Raw genomic sequence first — 17,701 nt, forward strand, 5'->3', positions numbered from 1 at the left:
AGCTTGAGGGAAAGTTTTCTGCTCGCACCCACGCTCAGCGGCCGGAAGCCACCGGGCGTGTGCGGTAAGTAACCGCTGCGATTCTACCTAGAGGCGGGCGCCGATATAGTCAGCCAGGTCCGCGAGTCGGCAGGAGTATCCCCACTCGTTGTCGTACCAGGAGACAACCTTGACCTGAGAGCCGATCACCTTCGTCAGCTCAGAGTCGAAGATCGTGGAGTGCGGGTCACCGATGATGTCGGTGGAGACGTAGGGCTCCCCGTTGGAGTACAGTGCGATGCCCGCCAGCGGCCCCTCCGCAGCATTGCGCAGGGCGTTGTTGACGGCCTCGACGGTCACCGGCTTGCTGGCCTCGAAGGTGAGGTCAACCAGGGATCCGTTGATGACCGGCACGCGTACGGCGTAGCCATCCAGCTTGCCTTCCAGCTCCGGCAGCACCAGGCCGACGGCGCGGGCAGCACCGGTGGAGGTCGGGACGATGTTCTGGGCGGCGGCGCGAGCACGGCGCAGGTCCTTGTGCGGGGCGTCGTGGATGCGCTGGTCACCGGTGTAGGCGTGCACGGTGGTCATCAGGCCACGCTCGATGCCGAAGGCGTCGTTCATGACCTTGGCCAGCGGTGCAAGGCAGTTCGTGGTGCAGGAAGCGTTGGAGACGACGGTGTGCTTCTCCGGGTCGTAGTCCTCGTGGTTGACGCCCATGACGAGGGTGGCGTCGACCTCCTTGCCCGGTGCGGAGAGCAGCACCTTCTTCACGCCGGTTTCGAGGTGGCCGTGGGCCTTCTCGTTCTTCGTGAACTGGCCGGTGCACTCCACGACGATGTCCACCCCGGCCTCGGACCATGGGATGGATGCCGGATCCGGCTCCGCGAAGGTGCGGATGGTCTCCTCGCCGATGCGAAGAGAGTGCTCGGAGTGCAGTACAGGCTCGCCGAGGCGTCCCATGACGGAGTCGTACTTCAACAGGTTCGCCAGGGTGGCGTTGTCGGTCAGGTCGTTGATCGCGACGATGTTGAGGTGGGGGTGCATCTCGCGCACCGCGCGGAAGAAGCTGCGTCCCACGCGGCCGAAGCCGTTGATGCCGATGTTGATTTTCTTCTGATTGCTAGCTGGCATGCTTATTGCCTCTGTCCTTTCGCTTCCTCGGTCCCGTGGGGCCGGGTGCCGGCGGATGTCATCAGCCGCTGGCGGGGTATCTATTGGTCGTGGTGTTTGGGTGTTGGAGGCTTCCAGTTCCCGATCTTAGGGATTATTCGACGTCCTGGAAGAGGTCCTCGGTCACCGCGGCGTGGGTATCCGGGATGTCCAGCTCCTCGGCTCGCTTATCCGCCATCGAGAGCAGACGGCGGATGCGGCCGGCCACCGCGTCCTTCGTCATCGGCGGTGACGCCAGCTGGCCGAGTTCCTCCAGGGAGGCCTGCCGGTGCTTGACGCGTAGCTGGCCGGCTTCGGCGAGGTGGGTGGGAACATCCTCACCCAGGATCTCCAGAGCCCGCTCCGCCCTGGCGGCAGCGGCCACCGCCGCGCGGGCGGAGCGGCGCAGGTTCGCATCGTCGAAATTGGCCAGGCGATTCGCTGTGGCACGAACTTCCCGTCGCATGCGGCGCTCCTCCCAGACCAGGCGCGTGGCCTGCGCCCCCATCAGGGTCAGCAGCGCGCTGATCGATTCGGCATCCTTGACCACCACGCGGTGCACCCCGCGGGTCTCCCGGGTTTTCGCGGTCACGCCGATTCGGCGCCCCGCGCCCACGAGGGCGAGCGCCGCCTCATTGCTCGGGGTCGCGACCTCGAGCGCGCAGCTGCGACCAGGCTCCGTGAGGGTGCCGCGCGCGAGGAAAGCGCCCCGCCACGCTGCCACGCAGGCGGACTTTGGGCCGCCGATGATCGTCCGTGGCAGCCCCTGCACGGGCCTTCCTGCGCGGTCGATCAGCCCGGTGCGGCGGGCGATCTCCGTGCCGCCCTTGATCCACTTCACGATGTAGCGCGCGCTCTTGCGCAGGTTGCCTGCGCCGATGATCTGCAGCTGCGCCTCGTGGTGGTAGAGCTGCTCCACAAACTCCATCAGGCGTCGCGCCGTCGCGGAGCTGTCCACCTCGGACTCCACCACGATCTGTCCGGCGACCAGATGCAGCGCGCCGCTATAGCGCAGCAGTGCTGCCACCTCGGCGTTCATGTCCTCAGCGCGAACGACGCTGACGCGGGCGATCTCGTCCTTCACATCGGCGGTGAGAGCCACGGCTTGATTACCTCTTTCCTCTTCACATTCTCTTCAACCTGGGTGCCGCGTGGGCCCCGTGGGTTTTACCGGGTGCGGTGCTTCGCGGCGATGTCCGCCAGCGCGGCGGCCAGTTTCTTGGGCTTGTGCCGGTCGGTCCAGCGCCCCCGGTTGTCGTCCTCCCGGACGTCAGCGCAGATCAGCTCCGCCCCCATCGACGCTGCTGCGCGTTCGATGTGGGTGCCCATCGTCCCGCCCGGCATGGTGGACTGGTCGATGAGCATGTAGTCCACGTTCAGGTCGCGCGCGTGCTGGTGCAGCATGTGGACGTGATGCTCCTGGGAGAAACCGGAGGTCTCCCCGGCTTCCGCCACGAGGTTCAACACCACCACAGTCGGGGCCTGCGACTCGTTGAGAGCTTCGACGATCCCCGGAACCAGGAGGTGCGGAATCACCGAGGAGAACCAGGACCCGGGACCAAGGGTGATGAGGTCGGCGTCCTTGATCGCTGCGACGGCCGGCGCAGCTGCCGGCGGGTTGGCCGGGTGAACACGCACCCGGCGCACCTCCCCGATGGTGGTGGCCACGGCAACCTGGCCGCGAACCTGCACGCTCTCTCGGGGATCCTTCGCCAGCCCCAACACATCCGCCTCTAGATCCAGAGGCACGGTGCTCATTGGCAGAACCCGGCCCTTCACGCCCAGCATCTTCGCGAGCGTATCCAGGGCGGCGATGTCATCGCCCAGCACCTGGGAGATCCCGGTGATGAGGAAATTACCGATGGCGTGACCGTTGAGAGCACCCTGCCCGCCGAAGCGGTGCTGGATGACCTCCTCCCAGAAGCGTCCCTTGTCGCTGTCCTCGGTCAATGCTGCCAGCGCCATGCGCAGATCTCCCGGCGGGAGGCAGTCCAGCTCTCGGCGCATGCGGCCCGAGGAGCCGCCGTCGTCCGCGACGGTGACGACGGCGGTCACGTGATCCGCGATGGTGCGTCCCGCGCGCAGGGTGGCGAAGAGGCCGTGACCACCACCGAGCGATACGAGGCGCTGGAGAGGCTTTTTACCCGTGTCAGTAGCGGGCGGGGTGGTCGGGTTATCGACCACGGGGTGATCGTTATGAGACATGAGGTGCAACTTCCCAGTGAGCAGTGTGTGCTCCCCACACGACGGGGAACGAAGGGGTGAAGGAAAAGTTCAGTGCGTCGGTGATCATCAGCCGCGTTCCAGATCGCGGTGCCTGGTCCGGACCTCCACTCCCCGCTCCCGCAGCCTGGCGGAGACCTCTTCGGTCACCGCGACGGAACGGTGATGGCCACCGGTGCATCCGATGCCGATGCTTAAGAAACCCTTCCCTTCGCGGTGGAATCCCGGCAGCATGGCCAGCAGCATCGACTCGAAGGAGTCCAGGAATCCCGGGGCATCCTGCTGGTTCAACACGTAATCGGAGACCGGCTTGTCCACGCCCCGCAGTCCCCGGAGCTCGGGAACCCAGTACGGGTTTGGCAGGAAGCGCACGTCCAGGAGGATGTCCACGTCACGGGGAGCCCCGTGCTTGAAGCCGAAGGACTGCAGAACCACCCGGGTGCTATCCCCGGCGGCATCGGAGAACTTCATCTCCAGGATGCGGCGGAGGTCGTGGATGCTGGTGCTGGAGGTGTCGACCACAATGTCGGCTTCCTGCTTAATCCCGTTCAGCATCTCGCGCTCGCGGTCGATCCCGCTCTGCAGAGAATCGCCGTCCTGCAGCGGGTGGGAGCGGCGCACCTCGTCAAAGCGGGAAATTAGGGCCTCGTCGGACGCCTCCAGGAAGAGCACGATGGGCTTGCGCCCGGAGTCGACCAGCTTCTCGAGCACCCCTGTCAGGCTGCCGGCAAAAGAACGCGACCGCACGTCGGTGACGATCGCCAGCTTCTCCACCGGGGATTCCGCGTCAAAGCTGAGCTCCACCATCCGCACGATCAACTCCGGCGGGAGGTTATCCGTGACGTACCAGCCCATTTCCTCGAGCACGGCCGCGGCGGTGCGGCGGCCAGCACCGGACATGCCGGTGACGAGGATTAAGGAGGGGTCTTTCTGCGGCGAGGTCATGCTGACCATAGTAGCTACCCCGCAGGCTTAGTGGGGCGGTGCTGTACCGCCTCGTGCACCTTCTCGGCCAGCGCAGGGCCGAAACCAGGTACCTCTGCGATCTCCTCAACGGTGGCGGCGCGCACCTTCGCCACAGAGCCGAAGTGTTTCACCAGCTCCTGCCGGCGTTTCGGGCCCAGCCCCGGCACCTCATCCAAGACGGAGGTGCGCATCCGCTTGCTGCGCTGCTGACGGTGGAAATTGATCGCGAAGCGATGCGCCTCATCGCGGATGTGCTGTACGAGATAGAGGGCGTCGGAATCGCGCGGGATGATCACCGGGTACGGGTCCTCCGGCAGCCAGAGCTCCTCCAGGCGCTTGGCGATGCCCACCAGGGTGACATCGTTGACCCCCAGCTCGTCCAGCACCTTCTGCGCGGCGTTGACCTGCGGTGGGCCGCCATCGACGATGAACAGCTGCGGCGGGTAAGCGAAGGCGCGCTTCGGCTCCTCACCTGCCGTCTGCTCCAGTTCTTCCTCGCCTTCCAGCCGGTCGCCGGCGTCATCGCCGGTCGGGACGGCGGTGATGTCCTCCTTGTGCCGCAAGAAACGGCGACGGACGACCTCGGCGATGGAGGCGACGTCGTCGGAATGTCCGTCTCCCGCGGCGTCCCGGATCTTATAGCGACGGTAGTCGGCCTTCTTCGGCAGGCCGTCTTCGAAGACGACGAGGCTGGCGACGACGTCCGTTCCCTGGATGTGCGAGATATCCGTGCACTCAATGCGCAGGGGCGGCTCGTCCATCCAGAGAGCCTCTTGAAGATCGCGCAGGGCTGCGGAGCGTGCGGTGATGTCCCCGGAGCGCTTCAACTTGTGCTGTGCCAGCGCCTGGGTGGCATTGGTGTGCGCGTTGCTCAGCAGCGCCTTCTTATCGCCGCGCTGCGGAACCCGGATGGTGACCTTGGAGCCACGCAATTCGCTGAGCCACGCACCGAGGCGGGCATTGCCGGCAGGCAGCTCGGGCACCAGCACCTCGCGGGGCACGGGTGAGACCTGCACATCCCCCACCAAACCGCCGAGCTCCGCGGCGGAGGCCGGGTTGATGGCGGTCGCCAGGTCGACATCCACATGCGAGCTTGCGGCACCACCAACCGCCGTCTCCGTCGCGGCGACCAGCTCGGCCTCCCCGCCGTAGAACTGCGTGATGAACTGGCCGATCATCTCCGCACGGGTTTCGTCGGAATGCTCCACCACCCAGCCGCGCTGGCCGTGGATGCGCCCGCCGCGGACGTGGAAGATCTGGATCGCCGCTTCCAGCTCGTCCTGCTCGATGGCGAGGACGTCGGCGTCCGTGGCGTCGGAGAACACGACGGCCTGCTTCTCCATCGCCTTCTCCATGGCCTGCAGCTGATCACGCAGGCTCGCGGCCCGCTCGAAGTCCAGGTTCTCGGCGGCCTCCTCCATCTCGCCGCGGACCCGGCGCAGCACGGGCTCGGTGTTGCCGGCCAAAAAGCTACTGAATTGGTCGACGAGTGCGCGGTGCTCGTCCTCGGTCACCTTGCCGACGCACGGTGCGGAACAACGGTCGATATAGCCGAGCAGGCACGGCCTGCCCAGGGCCTCGTGCCGGCGGAACACGCCGGGCGCGCAGGTACGGATCGGGAAGACCCGGGTGAGGGACTCCAGGGTCTCCCGGATCGCCCAGGCTTTCGGGTACGGGCCGAAGTAGCGCACGCCCTTGCGTCGCGGCCCACGGTAGAGATAAGCGCGCGGGAAGCGATCCTTCACGCTGATGGCCAGCATCGGGTACGTCTTATCGTCCCGGTACATGACGTTGAAGCGCGGGTTGAAGCGCTTAATCCACGTGTACTCGAGGTTGAGGGCCTCGAATTCGCTGCCCACGACGGTCCACTGCACCCGGTTGGCAGTTTGCACCATCGTGCGGGTGCGCGGGTGCAGCTGGCTGAGGTCCTGGAAGTAATTGGACAGGCGCGCCCGGAGGTTCTTGGCCTTGCCCACGTAGATGACGCGGTCGTGCTTATCGCGGAAAGTGTAGACCCCCGGCTGCGTGGGGATGGTGCCGGGGGCTGGCCGATAATCGACGGTGTTGGGGGTGCGTTCCGCCACCGGCTAGTCCTCCGGCATGTAGCGGTCCTCAAGCAGGCGGAACCGCTCGACGTTCGCGGCGATGGTCTCCTTGTCGTAGATATTCAGCGCCATCATTGGAACGAACTCGAAGTCCGGAAGCTCCAGCCGCGCCATTTTCGCCTTAGCCGGGAAGGAGAGGCCGTGGATGATCTGCCAGGGGTAGAACTGCGCGTTGGCGATGTTGCGCACCTCAACCCCGCGCTCATCAATGCGGACGCGGGGACGCAGCAGGAAGAGGCAGACGCCGGAGAAGAGCAAGCCGATGCCGACGAAGGACCACTGATCCGCCGAGGTCAGCGTCACGCCGGTGTCGCCGATGCCAACGATGATGGCCATGACGATGTGGATGATCATGATGACGATGACACCGATGATCGCGATCCGCTTGAGGAACGGCGAACGGGCCTCAAAGAGCCACTGCCCCTTGGCCGGTGCTGCCTGCGACACTGGGTTACTCATCTGTGAAACTCGACCGCTCTCCTCGTTCGTACTGCCACAACGTATCGGCTACTACCCTACCGCCGCGATCTGGCGGAGAACTAATGCGGCGTGGATGGCCGCGGTCGCGGAGTCCGCGCCCTTGTTTTCCTTGGCATCCGGCCCGCCTGCGCGGTCGACGGCCTGCTGGTGGTTGTCGACGGTGAGTACGCCGTTGCCGATCGGCACACCCGTATCCAGGCCGACGCGGGTTAGCCCGTAGGTCACGGCATCGCAGACCACGCGGAAGTGCTCGGTCTCACCCTCGATAACGCAGCCAGTGGCGATGACGGCGTCGAAATTCTTGCAGGCTGCGGCCACGACGACGGGGAGCTCCAGGGCGCCAGCCACCCGCCAGTCCTCGACGCTGGCGCCGAGCTCACGGGCAGCTGTGATGGCCTCGGCGTGGAGCTTATCGGTGATCTCGGCGTTCCACTGGGCGCTGATCACGGCGACACGCAGCCCCTCTGCTGCGCCGGGGCCCAGGTTGATCTGCGGGATACCTTCGGCTGGCATGCTAGTTCTCCTTCTCGGCTGTCGCGGCAGCCGGTGCAACGTTGAGGTTGTCGAGCTGGTGGCCCATCTTGTCCCGCTTGGTCTGCAGGTAACGAGCGTTATCCTTCGTTGCCGGTGGCTGCACTGGGATGCGGCCGGTGACAGAGACCCCGAAGTTCTCAAGGCTCTGCTTCTTCGCCGGGTTATTGGAGATCAGGTGGACGCTCTCGATCCCGAGTTCCTTGATGATCGACGCTGCCGCGCTGTACTCGCGGGCGTCGGCTGGCAGGCCCAGGGCGGTATTCGCCTCCACGGTGTCCAGTCCCTCGTCCTGGAGGACGTAGGCACGCAGCTTCGGAACCAGGCCGATCCCGCGGCCCTCCTGGTTGCGCAGGTAGATGACGACGCCGTGGCCCTCGTCCTGGACAGCCTCCATGGCGGCGTGGAGCTGTTCGCCGCAGTCGCAACGCAGGGAGCCGAAGACGTCGCCGGTGAGGCACTCAGAGTGCACGCGGACTGGGACGTCCTTCTGACCGGTGACGTCCCCGTGGACGAGCGCGACGTGCTCGGTGCCGTCGACGAGGCTGGTGTAGCCCACCGCGCGGAACTCGCCGCGGGTGGTCGGCAGGCGGGCCTCTGTGCTGCGCTCCACGGTCTGCTCGGTGGCGCGGCGGTACTCGATGAGCTGCTCGATGGAGACCATGCGCAGGCCGTGCTCGTCGGCGAAGCGGCGCAGTTCCGGGCCACGAGCCATGTCAGTGGGGTCGTCCTCGGAGACGATCTCGCAAAGCACGCCGACGGGTGCGCGGCCGGCGAGCCGGGACAGGTCTACGGAGGATTCGGTGTGGCCATCGCGGGCGAGCACACCACCGCGGCGGGCGCGCAGGGGGACGATGTGGCCCGGCCGGGTAAAGGCCTCGGGGCCGAAGCTCTCGTCGGCGAGGCGGGTGATGGTTTCGCAGCGGCTGCGGGCGGAAATGCCGGTGGAGCCGGTGGCCGCATCCACGGTGACGGTGTAGGCGGTCGAGCGGGCATCCTCGTTTCGGGCGACCATCGGCGGCAGGTTGAGCGCGTCGGCGCGGTCATCTTCCATGGCGACGCAGATGTAACCGGAGGTGTAGCGCACCATGAAGGCCACGAGTTCTGGGGTTGCCAGATCCGCGGCAAAGATCAGGTCGCCTTCGTTTTCGCGGTCCTCATCATCGACGACGACCACCGCTTTGCCGGCGGCAATATCGGCGATGGCGGATTCGACGGAATCCAGGACTAGCGAGTCTCGTTCAGCGGTCATAGCTTCTTTCCAACGATGCCACCCTCGCCCGGTCGGGGCGGGTGGCTTAAGGCTTGTCGAATTCTTCTTTGTGGTTCTGTTGCGGCGGGTCAGCGGTCGAGCATGGCGCGGACGTATTTCGCAAGCACGTCGCATTCGATATTGACCTTATCCCCCGGCTGGAGTTCGCCCAGCATCGTGGCCTCCAAAGTGGCGGGGATGAGGCTGACCTCGAAGAGTCCATCGGCTAGTTCCGCGATGGTCAGGGAGGTGCCGTTGATTGCAATCGATCCCTTTTTCACCAGGTAGGTGGCAAGTTCCGGGTCGTCAAGCTGGAAGCGGAAGACCTCCCAATGCTCGGAGGGTACGCGTTCCTGCAAGGTGGCGGTGCCGTCGACGTGCCCCTGGACGACGTGTCCGCCGAAGCGCCCCTGGGCGGACATCGCGCGCTCCAGGTTGACGGACGCCCCCTCGGAGAGTGTGCCCAGCGAAGTGCAATCGAGGGTGACCTTCATGACGTCAGCGGTGAAGCCGGTGTCGTCGAAGTCGGTGACGGTCAGGCAGACGCCATTGACGGAGATGGAGTCTCCCAGGTCGGCATCAGAGACCACTCGCGATGCGGCGACGCGGATGCGCGCGGCGTCGGGAAGCTTCTCGATATTCTCGACGTGACCGATCTCTTCGATGATTCCGGTGAACACAGCCATCCTCTCTGACGTCGGGGCCAAAACTACCAATGATGATATATCTTCTTGCGCTAAAGCACGGGTCAATCCCCGGTCTGGCGTTGCGCCAGCCAGAGGATGTCCTCGCCGATGCGCTGCACACTACGGGTGGCGAAGCGCTGCAGATCCGTGATCGACGTACTGCCGATACCGCCGGCTCCCAGCGCGGGTAGGCCGCGCGGCAACCAGGCGGGGGCAAGATAGGCCCGGATCTCGTCGACCAGGCCGTGGGCAAGGAAGCTTCCCGCAAGTTCGGGTCCGCCCTCCACCAGCACATCCGAGATGCCCTGCCGGCGCAGCTCCGCCAGCGCCGCATGGAGGTCCCGGGTTGCCAGGTGCTGGCCTGCCGGTGCGTGAGTGCCAGCTTGCAGGGGGCGAGCGTTAGTGGGGAGCTCCCGCTGCCCCAGCGCGAAGCGCAGCGGCTGCCGGGGGCCTTCCGCCCCGCCGGGCCGTGCGGTGAGCTGCGGGTCGTCGGCCAGGACGGTTCCGGTGCCCACCAGGATCGCTTCCCGGTACTGCCGGTCTGCGTGAACGTCCGCGCGGGCAGTCGGGCCGGTGATCCACTGGCTCGTGCGGTCTGTGGCAGCAGCCATGCCGTTGAGGGTGCTAGCGAATTTCAGCGTCACGTGTGGTCGGCCCAGGTACGCGGCGCGTAGCCAGGGCTCGACGCTAAACCGGTGCTCCCCCAGGTGGAAGGGCTCAAGGTAGGGGCCACTCACTGTCACACCTGTAGCTCGCAGGCGCTCGCCTCCCCCACCCTCGGCCTTGCCCGGGTCCGCGAAAAGATAGTGCACTTCCGCGACTCCGGCAGCGATGAGGGCTTCCGCGCACGGTCCAGTACGTCCGGTGTGGTTGCAAGGCTCGAGGGTGGCGTATGCGGTGGCGCCAGCTGCGCGCGCGCCGGCGGCCTGCAGCGCAACCACCTCGGCATGCCTACCGCCTGCCGGTTCGGTAGCGCCCCGGCCAAGAATCGTGCCGGCCGAGTCCACGATCACGCAGCCCACCGGCGGGTTCGGCCGCGTGCTGCCCGCAGCCTGCCAGCCCATCTCGTCGGCGAGCACAAACTCTGCTGGGAGGTCCGCTGGAATCTCGGTACGCGACGGGCTCGTCCCCTGCATTGCTGTCTGATACCCGTGCTGGGGGCTGTTAGGCACCAGCGTTGGCCTCCGCGGCCGCGCGGATCTCGCCGATTGCCTGGTTGCGGTCCTCTTTGCCGAAGACCGAGGAACCCGCGACGTAGACGTCAACCCCGGCCGCAGCGGCCTGAACCGCGGTCTCCGGCCCGATGCCGCCGTCGATTTCGATGAGGGTCTCCAAGCCCTCGGCGTCGATGCGTTCCCGCAAAGCGCGAACCTTGTCCAGCACCTCGGGCATGAACTTCTGCCCGCCGAAGCCCGGCTCCACGCTCATCACCAACACGAGGTCAAACTCCGCTAAGTGCTCCAGCAGTGGCTCCACCGGGGTATTTGGCTTGATGGACACACCGGCCTTGGTCCCGGCAGCACGCAAGGCGCGAGCCAGAGCCACCGATTCCTCAACTCCGCCGGCAGCCTCCACGTGGAAGGTGACGTTGTCGAAGTCGGTGTACTCCTTCACCCAGCGCTGCGGGTCCTCGATCATGAGGTGGACGTCGAGGAACTGCTCGGTCTTCCCAATCAGGGACTTGGCGACCGGGGCTCCGAAGGAGAGGTTGGGGACGAAGTGGCCGTCCATCACGTCAATGTGCACCCACTCGGCGTCCGAAATGGCCTCGACTTCCGCGCCAAGGGCGGAAAAATCCGCGGCGAGGATGGAGGGGGCGATGATGGTCTGCTGTCCGTTGGCTTTGCTCATAACACTCACTCTACTTAGGCTTTTCTGATGCCCGCGATAAACATCGCGTCGGTGCCGTGGCGGTGCGGCCACAGCTGGATATAGGGTCCGACCGCTCCCCCGGCAGCCGCTGCGGCGGCCAGCGCCGGCACCTCGGCGCCCAGATCGATGGGCTCGGCCCCAGTGTCGCGGCAGAAGGAATCCACCAGCTGCGTGGTCTCCAGCGGGTGCGGCGAGCAAGTCGAGTAGATGACCACCCCGCCCGGTGCGGTGGCCTCCCACGCCGAGCGCAGCAACTCTCGCTGAAGGGGAACCAGCTCGGTGACGTCCGTCTCCTGCTTGCGCCAGCGAGCCTCCGGGCGTCGACGCAGCGCACCCAGACCGGTGCACGGGGCGTCGACGAGGACACGGTCGAAACCCTCCTCAGGAAGTTCGAGGTCGCGAACCCCCGCGAGGTTCCGCCCGTCGCCGGTACGAACCCGCACTGGCAGCTCCTTGGTGGATTTCGCGACGAGCTCAGCGCGGTGGGCGGAGATCTCAGTGGCGTCCACCGTGGCCTGCTCGGCCTGTGCCCAGGAGCCGATGAACGCGGTCTTGCCGCCCGGACCCGCACAGAGGTCGAGCCAGCGCCCGCGGTCCTCCCGCCCCAGCGGTGCTTGAACCAGAGCCAAGGAAATTAACTGGGACCCCTCGTCCTGGACGCTCGCCAGGCCCTGGGTGATCGCCTCGAGCTCGCCCGGCGCACCCGAATCCAGGTAGACCGCGTAATCAGACCAGCGGCCCTGCTCGCCCCCGGTGATGAGCGCGAGCTCCTCGGCGGAGATCTGCCCTGGTCGGGCGGCTAGGTGCACCGTGGGGCGGGCGTCATCGGCTTCCAACGCCTCGGCCAGATCAGCTGCGGGCTTCTCCGAGCTCCCGCCGAGCGACTGGTTGAAGGCGGCGGCGATCCACTCGGGGTGAGCGTAGCGCAGCGCCATGTTGGCCAAGTCCGAACCGGGAGCCACCCGGTCCAGCCATTGTTCGGGTGTGCTGCGAGAAATCGTGCGCAATACGCCGTTGACGAAACCGCTAGCCTTGCCGCCGCCGTTGGCCTTGACCAGCTCTACCGAGGTGTCCACCGCGGCGTGAGGCTCGACCCGGGTGCGGAGCAGTTGATAGGCACCGATGCGCAGCGCGTCGAGCGCTACCGAATCAATCTTCGCCACGGGCCGTCCCGCAGCCTTGGCGATGATCGCGTCGAGCAGCCCGGTTGCCCGCAGCGTGCCGTAGGTCAGCTCGGTGGCGAAGTTCGCATCCCTGCCACTGATCCCGCGCTCTCGCAAGACGGCGGGCAGGGCGAGGTTGCCGTAGGCGTCCTCCTCGGTGACTTGCCGAAGCACGGCAAATGCGGCGTCGCGGGCCTTGTCCCCGGTCCCGGCCCGTCGGCTCTTTTCCTGGCGGTGTTCCGGGCGACGCTGCTGATAGCCCCGAGCCCGCCCCGATTCGCGTTGCTTAGCACGTCCGGTGCCGCGGGAGGCCGTGTTGGGGCGTGCCTTGCCGCTACGCGCGGACTCGGACCTCGAACGAAAAGAACTCATTTAGCCGTGTCTTCCTCGATATCAAAGCGTGGGGACTGAGCCAGCAATTCCTGCTGACCTCGGGCCCAATCGGCGGCCCGCATCATCTTCTTGCCCGGCGGCTGGATCGTCTCCACCAGGAGCGGAGTATCGCCGGTGCCGACGAGCACTCGCGTCTTATCTGCCCACAGCTGGCCGGGAGCCAGCTCCGGGAACTCCTCCCCTTCGGCTACCGGTAGCATCAGCCCAAACTTATAGCGCTGGCCATCCAGCGTGCACCACGCACCCGGTGCTGGGGTGTGGGCACGGGCGCGGCGCTGAATCACCTTCGCGGGTGCAGAGAAATCGATGCGCGCGTCAGCAGGGTGAAGCTTCGGGGCATGCGTCGCCCCCTCCTCTGGCTGCGGCTGCGGGGTGGCGCTACCTTCGCCGAGCTCCACCAGGGTGTCGGCCAGCAGCGACTTGCCGGAATTAGTGAGCTCGATGAGCACTTCCTCGGCGGTCTCGCGGATTCCAATCTCATAAGCCTTCTTCGACAGCATCGGACCGGTGTCCAAGCCCTGCTCGATGCGGAAGATTGTCGCACCGGTCTCCTGGTCGCCCGCGGCGATGGCTGCCTGTACGGGAGCGGCACCGCGCCAGCGTGGAAGCAGGGAGTAGTGCAAGTTCACCCAGCCGTGCTCAACAGCGTCGAGCAGGTCGGCCGGGATCAGGTTGCCGTAGGCCACCACGGCCACCGCTGTGGCGCCCGCCTCGCGATAGGCAGCCAGGGTCTCGCGAACAGCCGCTGCGTCCTCGGAGCTGGCCCCGAGGGAATGCCACTTGTGCACTTTCAGTCCAGCGGCCTCGGCGACCTCCGCGACGGGGCTGGGATGCAGGCTCCGGCCTCGCCCGCGTCGAGCGTCGGGTTGCGTGATGACCCCGAGGACCTCCAGCCGCGGATCAGCGAGCAGGTGCTCCAGAACGATAGCGGCGGGCTTGGGTGTGCCAGCAAAAAGAATCTTCATCTAAAACCACTCCGAGCGTCGAATGTCTGCCATGGCTTGCTTGCGGTCCTCCGGCGAGAGGTGCTTCAGGAAAAGCACACCGTCCAGGTGATCGGTTTCGTGCTGTACACAGCGAGCCAGTAGACCTGAGACCTCCATGTCGACCAGCTCGCCATCCAGTGTCTGTCCACGCAGTCGCACAGTCTCCGCACGCTGGACCTCGCCGCGGATCCCGGGGATGGACAGGCAGCCTTCCGGGCCCGTTTGTGTCTCCTCGCCGACCGATTCCCAGGTGGGGTTGATGACGTGCCCACGGTCGGACTCGCAGTCGTAGACGAAGACGCGTTTGGTGACCCCGACCTGGTTTGCGGCCAGGCCGACTCCACCGTGATGGTCCATGGTTTCCAACATGTCCGCCACAAGGGTGGCGAGGGCAGCGTCGGAAGAAAAATCGGCCTCGACCTCGGCAGCAGGAGTGCGGAGGACGGGGTCGCCGAAGTAGCGCAGGGACAGAACAGCCATGGGGATACTCTATCCGATACGTACCGGGTCCATGACCACGCGTAGGGGTGCGGAGTGCCGCTGGGAGGAGCGCACAGCAACGGCACTTTTCAGGGCACTGCCCAAGGAAAGCGCATCAGCGTGCGGCACGCGAATGATGAGTCGGCGGGCCTCATCCGCATGGCCGCTCGACAGCCCCGCGGGAAGCCTGACTCCGGCTGGAAGTTCGACGGGACCCAAAAGTTCCGCTGATTCCGGCAGCTCCCAGGCCTCCTCTAACTCGGCCAGGCTGGCGGGGATGCCGTCCACCACCGCCACCACAGCCGCCGGTGGGAATTCTGCCTCCACCCTGCTCGCCAACTCTGCGGCGGCGGCCGCATCCGGGTTCCAGCGGATGAGCTGCTGGATCGCGCTCAGCCGATAGTCCCCTGCCACGATGACCCGGCCACCGGCCTCACGGGGTGCGACGAGTGCGGCAGCGCCCATCCACTGGCGCAAGGCGTTCTCCTCGGCCCGCAAATCCGCGCGGGTCAGCGGCGCCCAGGGGTCCAAGATGATCGCCGCCCCATAGTGCCCATTGGGCTGCTCGGGTGGCGCATCGGGGGCACGGAGGATCGGCTCGGCCCCTGGGGTGGCGACGACGATGCGGCGCCCGGGCGGGACGAAAGTTTTTACTTGTTCTCCGCCCGAGGTCGTCACCGGTACGCCGGGGAATGCGCGGCCCAGCTCCTCTGCAGTGCGGTCGTGGCCCACCACGCTCATGCGCAATGCGTGGTTACCGCAGTTGGTGCAAGTAAAAGTCGGGTGCAGATGTCCGCACCACCGGCACGTGGGAGCTGATTGTTCCTTCGCCTGTGGCAGCTCGAGCGGGCCATTGCAGTTCCGGCAACGGGCCGGTGTGCGGCAGCGTGCACAGGCCAGCGCAGGGGCGTAGCCGCGGCGCGGCACCTGGACCAGCACGGTGCGGTCCGCATCCAATGTCTCGCGGATCGTGGCGAAAGCCAGGGCCGGAAGCCGGCTTCCCGGGGCGTGGCTTTCTGCCTCGAGTTGGCGTTCGGTGTCACCGAGTCCACGGATCCAGGGCAGCTGGGCGCGCAGAGTTTCGGGCGTAGGACGAATGGAAGCCAACTCTCCTGCCGCGACCCACTGCTGAACCTCGGCGGTGCGGTGGTGACCGATGATTGCCAGTGCGGCGGATTCACTTTGGCTGCGCGTCTTCGCGACCTCCCTGGCGTGGAGGTAGGGAGCTCGGGGGTCGACAAGCATATCGTCCCCCTCTCCCAATACGATCACCAGGCCGAGGTCTTTGAGTGGCGCAAAGACCGCATTGCGGGTACCGACGACGATCCTCGCCTGGCCGAGCACGATGGAGAGAAAACGCCGGTAACGCACGTGCGAGGACTCCGCGGCTGTCATCTGGAGCACCTGTTCGGATGACGTCCAGGCGACCAGGGCCTCGCTAACCCGGTCCACGAGCCGTTGATTTGGGGCGATCACCAGCGCCGTTTTCCCGGCCCATGCGGTGGCAGCGGCAAGGACAGCGGCCAAGCGGGCGTCGTCGTCCCCGGGGGCGGTGAGCAAGGACATCCGCGGTGTGGCGTCCTCATCCAGGAGGGCCGCCAGGAAGCGCGGCCCGAAGTGATACTTAGAAAGCGCGGCCTCGGCATCACTCCGGGCCTGGGCCCGCAGTTCGGCTACGGGCTCCAATGGAGAGTAAAGGTCCTCCCACGCCTTGCCTCCCGCGAACAGCCCGGCTTTCTCGGCGCTCGCGTGGCGGGGCGGGATCGCGGCCCGCAGAACATCCGCCCGGGTACCAGCAGCGCGTTCGGCGAGCTGATTAACGAGGCGCCACATGTGCTCCGGCAGCAACCGAATCGGGCTAATAACCCGCTCCAACATTCGCAGCTTTCCGGAGTGGTCGCTGCTCGTACGTCGCTCGATGATGAAGCCGTCCACGAGGCGTCCATTAAACCGAATACGCACCCGTACGCCGGCTTGGGCGTCGTCGTCCATCTCGGCCGGGACCTCGTAGTCGAAGAGACGGTCGAGGTGCGGCACTCCAACCAGTGGCAGCACCCGGGCGATCCGGCGAGGCTCGCGTCCCGCACGGGCAGCGAGCGGCTTACCATCACCGGGGATGGCTGTGGCTGGCTGTGCGGTCGTATTCATGAGCTACAGGCTAGCCCACGGCGAAGACACCCCCGGTGGGCGCCCGAACACGCGCCCTGAGAGCCGCCGTTAGTTGCCTCCAACCGCCTTCTTGAGCTCCTCGACCTTATCGAGTCGCTCCCATGGCAGGTCAAGATCATTGCGGCCGAAGTGGCCATAAGCGGCGGTCTGAGCGTAGATCGGGCGGAGCAGATCCAGCTCGCGCAGGATCGACGCCGGACGCAGATCGAAGACCTCGGCGACGGCGCGCTGGATGTCCTCCACCGGTGCCTTCTCTGTGCCAAAGGTTTCCACATAAAGGCCGACGGGGCGGGCCACACCGATCGCGTAGGCCACCTGAACCTCGGCGCGATCGGCCAGACCTGCAGCCACGATGTTCTTCGCCACCCAACGCGTCGCATAGGCGGCAGAACGATCCACCTTCGACGGGTCCTTGCCGGAGAACGCGCCGCCGCCGTGACGAGCCATGCCGCCGTAGGTGTCAACGATGATCTTGCGACCGGTCAGGCCGGCGTCACCGGCAGGGCCGCCCAAGATGAAGGAACCCGAGGGGTTAACCAAAAGGTTCAAGTCCTCCGTTACGAAGGGCTTGAGGCTCTCGTCAGCCAGCACGTGACCAACCACGTGCTCGGACAGGAGCTCCCGCAGCTCGTCCTGGGTGCGCTCCGGGTCGTGCTGCGTGGAAATGACGACGGTGTCCAGGCGCACCGGGGTGCCAGCATCGTCGTACTCGAAGGTGACCTGGGTCTTGCCATCTGGGCGCAGGCCGGTGACGATCTCTTCCTTCCGGACCTCCGTCAGGCGACGGGAGAGGCGGTGGGCAACGGAGATGGGCAACGGCATGTACTCCGGGGTCTCGTTCGTCGCGTAGCCGAACATCAGCCCCTGGTCGCCCGCACCCTGGCGGTCGTCCTCGTCGGTCGAGGAGGAACCGCGGACCTCATGGGAGGTATCCACGCCCGCTCCAATCTCTGGCGACTGCGCACCAATGGACACGGACACGCCGCAGGTGGTGCCGTCGAAGCCCATGTCGGAAGAGGTAAAGCCGATCTCCTTGAGGGTATCGCGCACCAGCTGCGGGATCTCAACGTAGCCCGAGGTGCGGACCTCACCGACAATGTGGACGAGGCCGGTGGTGACCACGGTCTCCACAGCGACGCGGGCCTGCGGATCCTCGGCGAGCATGGCGTCGAGGATCGTATCGGAGATCGCGTCACAGATCTTATCCGGGTGACCCTCGGTGACGGATTCGCTGGTAAATAGGCGCTTAGACACTAGTTATCTC

General features: G+C 66.2%; 16 protein-coding genes. All 16 read right to left on the reverse strand.

Features of this window, described 5'->3' with window-relative positions; genetic code table 11:
• Window positions 1-87: 87 nt before the first annotated feature.
• The 16 genes from gap to metK all read right to left on the reverse strand — a co-directional run bounded on the left by gap (window position 88) and on the right by metK (window position 17,691).
• Window positions 88-1,113, reverse strand: coding sequence for a type I glyceraldehyde-3-phosphate dehydrogenase (gene gap / locus QP413_RS01260; RefSeq protein WP_070758922.1), 1,026 nt, complete (start codon window positions 1,111-1,113; stop codon window positions 88-90).
• A 133-nt stretch (window positions 1,114-1,246) separates the two neighbouring features.
• Complete coding sequence (whiA, locus tag QP413_RS01265; protein ID WP_070758923.1) at window positions 1,247-2,233, reverse strand: DNA-binding protein WhiA; 987 nt, start codon at window positions 2,231-2,233, stop codon at window positions 1,247-1,249.
• A gap of 65 nt (window positions 2,234-2,298) precedes the next feature.
• A complete protein-coding gene (gene yvcK / locus QP413_RS01270) occupies window positions 2,299-3,336 on the reverse strand; it encodes a uridine diphosphate-N-acetylglucosamine-binding protein YvcK (protein ID WP_070761403.1) in 1,038 nt (345 codons plus the stop codon).
• Window positions 3,337-3,423: 87 nt separating this feature from the next.
• A complete protein-coding gene (gene rapZ, locus QP413_RS01275) occupies window positions 3,424-4,308 on the reverse strand; it encodes an RNase adapter RapZ (RefSeq protein WP_070761402.1) in 885 nt (294 codons plus the stop codon).
• 5 nt (window positions 4,309-4,313) lie between these two features.
• Window positions 4,314-6,404, reverse strand: a complete 2,091-nt coding sequence (gene uvrC / locus QP413_RS01280) for an excinuclease ABC subunit UvrC (RefSeq protein WP_284780202.1) — start codon at window positions 6,402-6,404, stop codon at window positions 4,314-4,316.
• 3 nt (window positions 6,405-6,407) lie between these two features.
• Entirely contained in the window at window positions 6,408-6,884 is a 477-nt protein-coding gene (locus tag QP413_RS01285; RefSeq protein WP_070758927.1) for a PH domain-containing protein, read from the reverse strand.
• A gap of 51 nt (window positions 6,885-6,935) precedes the next feature.
• Entirely contained in the window at window positions 6,936-7,418 is a 483-nt protein-coding gene (gene ribH / locus QP413_RS01290; RefSeq protein WP_070761399.1) for a 6,7-dimethyl-8-ribityllumazine synthase, read from the reverse strand.
• Between the two features lies 1 nt (window position 7,419).
• Window positions 7,420-8,688, reverse strand: a complete 1,269-nt coding sequence (locus QP413_RS01295) for a bifunctional 3,4-dihydroxy-2-butanone-4-phosphate synthase/GTP cyclohydrolase II (protein ID WP_187441034.1) — start codon at window positions 8,686-8,688, stop codon at window positions 7,420-7,422.
• Window positions 8,689-8,777: 89 nt separating this feature from the next.
• Window positions 8,778-9,368 carry a riboflavin synthase gene (locus tag QP413_RS01300; RefSeq protein WP_284780206.1) on the reverse strand — a complete coding sequence of 197 codons (591 nt, stop codon included), beginning with the start codon at window positions 9,366-9,368 and terminating at the stop codon, window positions 8,778-8,780.
• A 68-nt stretch (window positions 9,369-9,436) separates the two neighbouring features.
• Window positions 9,437-10,510 (reverse strand): bifunctional diaminohydroxyphosphoribosylaminopyrimidine deaminase/5-amino-6-(5-phosphoribosylamino)uracil reductase RibD, encoded by a 1,074-nt coding sequence (gene ribD, locus QP413_RS01305; protein WP_284780208.1) that lies wholly within the window; start codon window positions 10,508-10,510, stop codon window positions 9,437-9,439.
• A 28-nt stretch (window positions 10,511-10,538) separates the two neighbouring features.
• Window positions 10,539-11,225, reverse strand: coding sequence for a ribulose-phosphate 3-epimerase (rpe, locus tag QP413_RS01310; RefSeq protein ID WP_284780210.1), 687 nt, complete (start codon window positions 11,223-11,225; stop codon window positions 10,539-10,541).
• Between the two features lie 14 nt (window positions 11,226-11,239).
• Window positions 11,240-12,781: an RsmB/NOP family class I SAM-dependent RNA methyltransferase gene (locus QP413_RS01315; protein WP_012360227.1), complete on the reverse strand. Its 1,542-nt coding sequence runs from the start codon at window positions 12,779-12,781 to the stop codon at window positions 11,240-11,242.
• The gene (fmt, locus tag QP413_RS01320) at window positions 12,778-13,767 is read right to left on the reverse strand and encodes a methionyl-tRNA formyltransferase (protein WP_284780212.1); all 990 of its coding nucleotides are present in this window, start codon (window positions 13,765-13,767) and stop codon (window positions 12,778-12,780) included. Before fmt ends, QP413_RS01315 begins: the two co-directional genes overlap by 4 nt.
• The gene (gene def / locus QP413_RS01325; protein ID WP_012360225.1) at window positions 13,768-14,268 is read right to left on the reverse strand and encodes a peptide deformylase; all 501 of its coding nucleotides are present in this window, start codon (window positions 14,266-14,268) and stop codon (window positions 13,768-13,770) included.
• Window positions 14,269-14,277: 9 nt separating this feature from the next.
• Window positions 14,278-16,416: a primosomal protein N' gene (locus tag QP413_RS01330; protein ID WP_284780214.1), complete on the reverse strand. Its 2,139-nt coding sequence runs from the start codon at window positions 16,414-16,416 to the stop codon at window positions 14,278-14,280.
• A 69-nt stretch (window positions 16,417-16,485) separates the two neighbouring features.
• Window positions 16,486-17,691: a methionine adenosyltransferase gene (metK, locus tag QP413_RS01335; protein WP_284780215.1), complete on the reverse strand. Its 1,206-nt coding sequence runs from the start codon at window positions 17,689-17,691 to the stop codon at window positions 16,486-16,488.
• Window positions 17,692-17,701: the final 10 nt, after the last annotated feature.

This window comes from Corynebacterium sp. UMB4614 (genome assembly GCF_030217065.1).
Lineage (GTDB): Bacteria > Actinomycetota > Actinomycetes > Mycobacteriales > Mycobacteriaceae > Corynebacterium.